The organism is Arhodomonas sp. KWT (assembly GCF_010993615.1).
Map to the genome: position 1 here is coordinate 1 of NZ_WNXE01000175.1, position 4,660 is coordinate 4,660.

General features: G+C 72.5%; 5 protein-coding genes. All 5 read right to left on the bottom strand.

The genetic code is table 11. From position 1 onward, the window contains the following. On the bottom strand, positions 1-671 hold a 671-nt coding region (locus tag G7A99_RS16020), incomplete at its 3' end, for a rhodanese-like domain-containing protein (protein ID WP_205599877.1). Between the two features lie 5 nt (positions 672-676). Beyond that, on the bottom strand, positions 677-1,264 hold the full coding sequence (locus tag G7A99_RS16025; RefSeq protein WP_163141969.1) for a cysteine dioxygenase family protein: 588 nt from the start codon (positions 1,262-1,264) through the stop codon (positions 677-679). A gap of 12 nt (positions 1,265-1,276) precedes the next feature. After that, a complete protein-coding gene (gene sdhA, locus G7A99_RS16030) occupies positions 1,277-3,070 on the bottom strand; it encodes a succinate dehydrogenase flavoprotein subunit (protein WP_163141972.1) in 1,794 nt (597 codons plus the stop codon). Positions 3,071-3,242: 172 nt separating this feature from the next. Then, positions 3,243-3,992, bottom strand: a complete 750-nt coding sequence (locus G7A99_RS16035) for a glucose 1-dehydrogenase (RefSeq protein WP_163141975.1) — start codon at positions 3,990-3,992, stop codon at positions 3,243-3,245. Between the two features lie 110 nt (positions 3,993-4,102). Next, positions 4,103-4,660 (bottom strand): aldehyde dehydrogenase family protein (locus G7A99_RS16040; RefSeq protein WP_163141978.1); only part of this gene is annotated, 558 nt, incomplete at its 5' end.

Consider the following 4,660-nt stretch of genomic DNA (forward strand, 5'->3'; position numbering starts at 1 on the left):
CCGGCGAGCTCCCAGCCCATGGTGCCGTTGCGCAGGGCATAGACCGGGTTGGGCACGCCGAGCTCGATCAGCGTCTGGGCGCCGATGATCCCGCGGGTGCGCCCGGCGCAGTTGATCACGATGGGGGTATCCGGGTCCGTGACCAGCGATTCCAGGCGCACGGGCAGCTCCACGTTGGGGCAGCAGCGTGCCCCGGGGATGCTCATGCGCCGGTATTCCGCCGGCGGCCGCGCGTCGAAGAGATGGAAGCGCTCGCCGTCGCCGATACGGGCGGCAAGCTCCGCCGCGTCGATCATCGGCGTGTGCCGGCGCATCTCCACCAGCTCGCCGAAGGCCTTGCTCGGCACGTGGACGCCGGCGAACTCGCCGTAGCCGGCGCGGCGCCAGGCGCGCAGCCCCCCTTCCAGTCCGAACACCCGCCGATAGCCGAGCGCCCGCGCCCGGCGCACGGCGAGCCGGGCCGTGGTGCCGCCCTCATCGGCGATCACCAGCGGCACACCGGGGTCGGGGACGAGCCGGGGCAGATCGAGCTCGAAGCGGCCGTAGGGCAGCGGCACCGCCCAGAAGGGGTGGCGCAGGCCGAACTCGCCGGGTTCGCGGACGTCCAGCAGCGCCAGCGTCTCGCGGGCGTCGAGTCGGGTCTTGAGCTCGCGGGGACTGAGGGTGTCCATGCGCATCACCGCCGGGTCTGCACGCCGATGTCCATGGGCGCGCAGGTGCCGGCCTCCGGGTCGAAGCGCGTCCGCCCGGTGAGCGTCTCCAGCGCACGGCCGTAGAGATGGAGGTGACGGATGACGCCGCCCGGCGGGATCCGGACCGAGTGGATGTCGTCGGCGAGCAGTGCCACGCCGCTCCCCGGCGCGACCTCAACCTCCTCGCTGACGGCCAGCCGGGCGCGGCCCTCGACCGAACCGTCGTCGAGACGGCGGTAGAGGGTGTTGTGCTCCACGCCCTCCACCGCGGCCACGCAGGCCCAGGTGGTGTGGTCGTGGGGCGGGATGCGCTTGCCCGGGTGCATGACGTTGAGATAGAGGGCGTAGCGGCGGTCCGGGTCCTCACTCAGCAGATAGCGCGCCTGACGCTCGTCGGCCGACGGCGCCGGGAACTCGGCCTCGCCCCAGAGGGCGCGCTCGCGGGCCAGCCCGATGAGGGCGTCCAGGGCGCGCCCCAGGGGCTCGCGCTCGCGCACCTCGCCGGGCAGCAGCGCCCGCACCCGTGCTAGGGTCTCGTTCACCCGCGCCTCGCGTTTCGCCTGCGTATCCATTGCCTTGCCTCCTCAGTACACCCGGGCCACCGGCTCGACGCTGGCGAACTCCGGCGTGCCGGTCTGCAGCCGCACGGGGCGTTCGCCCAGGCGCACGGCGCCGTTCGCGTCCAGCCAGGCGAGGCTGTGACGCATCCACTCGGTGTCGTCCCGGTCCGGGAAGTCCTCGCGGGCGTGGGCGCCGCGGCTCTCGGTCCGGTGGCGGGCGGCGTGCACGGTGGCCGCGGCGCAGCCGAGCAGGTTCTCCAGCTCCAGGGTCTCGATCAGGTCCGTGTTCCAGATGCGGCCGCGGTCGGTGACCGAGACGTCGGCGAAGGCAGCCACCAGGGCGTCGATCCGGCGGCAGCCCGCCTCCAGGGTCTCACCGGTGCGGAACACCGCCGCGTAGTCCTGCATGTCCCGCTGCAGGCCGTCGCGCAGGCGGGCGGTGGGGGTCTCGCCGGCAGCGGTCCGCAGCCGCTCCAGGCGCTCGATCGCGGGCGCCGATGCCGACGCCGGCAGGGCACCGCGGTCCGGCCCCTCGCGGCGCAGCACCTCGGCGGCGCGCAGCGCGGCGGCCCGGCCGAAGACGATGAGGTCGAGCAGCGAGTTCGAGCCCAGGCGGTTGGCGCCGTGCACGGACACGCAGGCGGCCTCGCCGATGGCCATGAGCCCGGGGACGATCGCCTCCGGGTCGCCGCCGCGGGGGGCAACGACCTCACCGTGGCGGTTCGTGGGGATGCCGCCCATGTTGTAGTGGACGGTGGGCAGCACCGGGATGGGCTCGCGGGTGACGTCGATCCCGGCGAAGATCCGCGCCGTCTCGACGATCCCCGGCAGGCGCTCGTTGATGACCGCCGGGCCCAGGTGGGCGAGGTGGAGGTGGATGTGATCACCGCGCTCGCCGACGCCCCGGCCCTCGCGCATCTCCACGGTCATCGCGCGGCTGACCACGTCGCGGGAGGCGAGGTCCTTGGCATTGGGGGCGTAACGCTCCATGAAGCGCTCGCCGTCGGCGTTGGTGAGGTAGCCGCCCTCGCCGCGCACGCCCTCGGTGATCAGGCAGCCGGAGCCGTAGATGCCGGTGGGGTGGAACTGCACGAACTCCATGTCCTGCAGCGGCAGCCCGGCACGCAGGGCCATGCCGGCGCCGTCGCCGGTGCAGGTGTGCGCGGAGGTGCACGAGAAGTACGCGCGCCCGTAGCCCCCGGTGGCGAGCACGGTGATGCGTGCGCGGAAGCGGTGGATCTTGCCGGTGGCGAGCTCCAGGGCGATGACCCCGCGGCAGGCGCCGTCGGCGTCCATGATCAGGTCGATGGCGAAGAACTCGATATAGAACTCCGCCCGGTGCTTGAGCGACTGCTGGTAGAGGGTGTGCAGGATGGCGTGGCCGGTGCGGTCCGCGGCGGCGCAGGCGCGATTGGCGCGACCCTCGCCGAAACGTGTGCTGTGGCCCCCCAGGGGCCGCTGGTAGACGCGGCCGTCACCGGTGCGCGAGAACGGCACCCCGAAGTGCTCGAGCTCGGTGATCGCCGCCGGGGCGGCCTCGCACATGGCGGCGATGGCGTCCTGGTCGCCCAGCCAGTCGGAGCCCTTGATGGTGTCGTAGGCGTGCCAGCGCCAGTCGTCCTCGTCCATGTTGCCCAGCGCCGCGGCGATGCCGCCCTGGGCGGCCACGGTGTGGCTGCGGGTCGGGAAGACCTTGGTCACGCAGGCGGTGTCGAGCCCCTGGGCGGCCATGCCCAGGGTGGCCCGGAGGCCGGCGCCTCCGGCGCCCACGACCACCACGTCGTGGCTGTGCTCGATGATCGGCTCGGCGGCGGACATCGGTTGCTCGTTACTCCATTGCGTTGACGGCCCGACTCACCGGCCGGGGCGTCGTAACGGGCGAAGGGGCGGTGCGGCGGCGGACCGTCTGCGGCCATGGATGGCCGCAGTCGAGCGTACACGGACGTATTCACAGCGTGTCCGCCGACGCATTGCCCCTCCCCCGGGGCGACTACACGCAGCGCGCCCCGTCCACCTCCAGCGCCACGCCGCTGATGAACTCGGCCTCGTCGCTGGCGAGGTAGAGCGCGGCGTTGGCGACGTCGGCGGGGCGGGACATGCGCCCGAGGGGGATGGTGGCGAGGAACTTCTTGCGGTTCTCCGGCGTGTCCGGCACCCCCATGAAGCGCTCCAGCATCCCGGTTTCGCCGATCACGGGGCAGATGGCGTTGACCCGGATGTTCTCCGGGCCGAGCTCGACGGCCATCGACTTGCTGGTGACGATGGCCGCGCCCTTGCTGCCGTTGTACCAGGTCAGCCCCGGCCGCGGCCGGACCCCGGCGGTGGAGGCGACGTTGATGATGTTGCCGCCGCCGCGCTTGCGGAAGTGCGGCACGGCCTCCAGCGCGGCCAGGTAGATGGACTTCACGTTGACCGAGTAGCAGCGGTCGAAGTCCTCTTCGGTGACGTCCATCATCGGCTGGTTCACGTGGGTGAAACCGGCGTTGTTGACGAGGGTGTCGAAGCCGCCGAAGCGCTCGACGGCGGTATCGATCATCGCCTTCACGTCGGCCCGGTTGGCGACGTCGGCACGCACGCCGACGGCGCTGTCGCCGATCTCGGCCGCGACCGCCTTCGCGCCCTCCTCGTTGAGGTCGGCGACCACCACCTTCGCGCCCTCCCGGGCGAACACCCGGGCAGTCTCCGCGCCAAAGCCCGAGGCCGCGCCCGTGACCACCGCGATCCTGTCCTTCATCCTCATGGGACTCTCCTCCTCGCTATCCTTCATTCGATGTGACCGGGGTTTGGGCCGCGCGTGGGTGGGAGGGCCCCGCCGGGACCCCCCTCCCACGCGCTCCGATTACCGTCGTCTCACCCGTGGTTGAGCACGACCGTCTTGACCACCGAGAACTCGCGCAGCGCCTCGAAACCCTTCTCGCGCCCGTGGCCGCTCTTCTTCATGCCACCGAAGGGCAGCTCGATACCGCCGCCGGCGCCGTAGCCGTTGACGAACACCTGCCCCGCGCGCACCCGCCGGGCCATGCGCATCTGGCGCGCACCGTCGCGGGTCCAGATGCCCGCGACCAGGCCGTAGTCCGTGCCGTTGGCGAGCGCTATGGCGTCCGCCTCGTCGCGGAAGGGGATGGCGCAGAGCACCGGCCCGAACACCTCCTCGCGGGCGATGGTGTGCTCCCGCGGCACCGGGCCGAGCAGCGTCGGCGCAACGTAATAGCCCTGCTCCGGCGTGCCCTCGGCGATGCGTCCGCGGGCGATCACGGGCACGCCGTCCGCCTCCGCGTCGGCGAGCATGCGCTGCACCCGCTGCTGCTGGGCGCGGCTGACCAGCGGCCCGCAGTTCGCGTCCGCGTCGTGGCTGGCGGTGACCAGCTCGCCGAAGGCGGCGGTCAGGCGCTCGATGAAGGCGTCGAA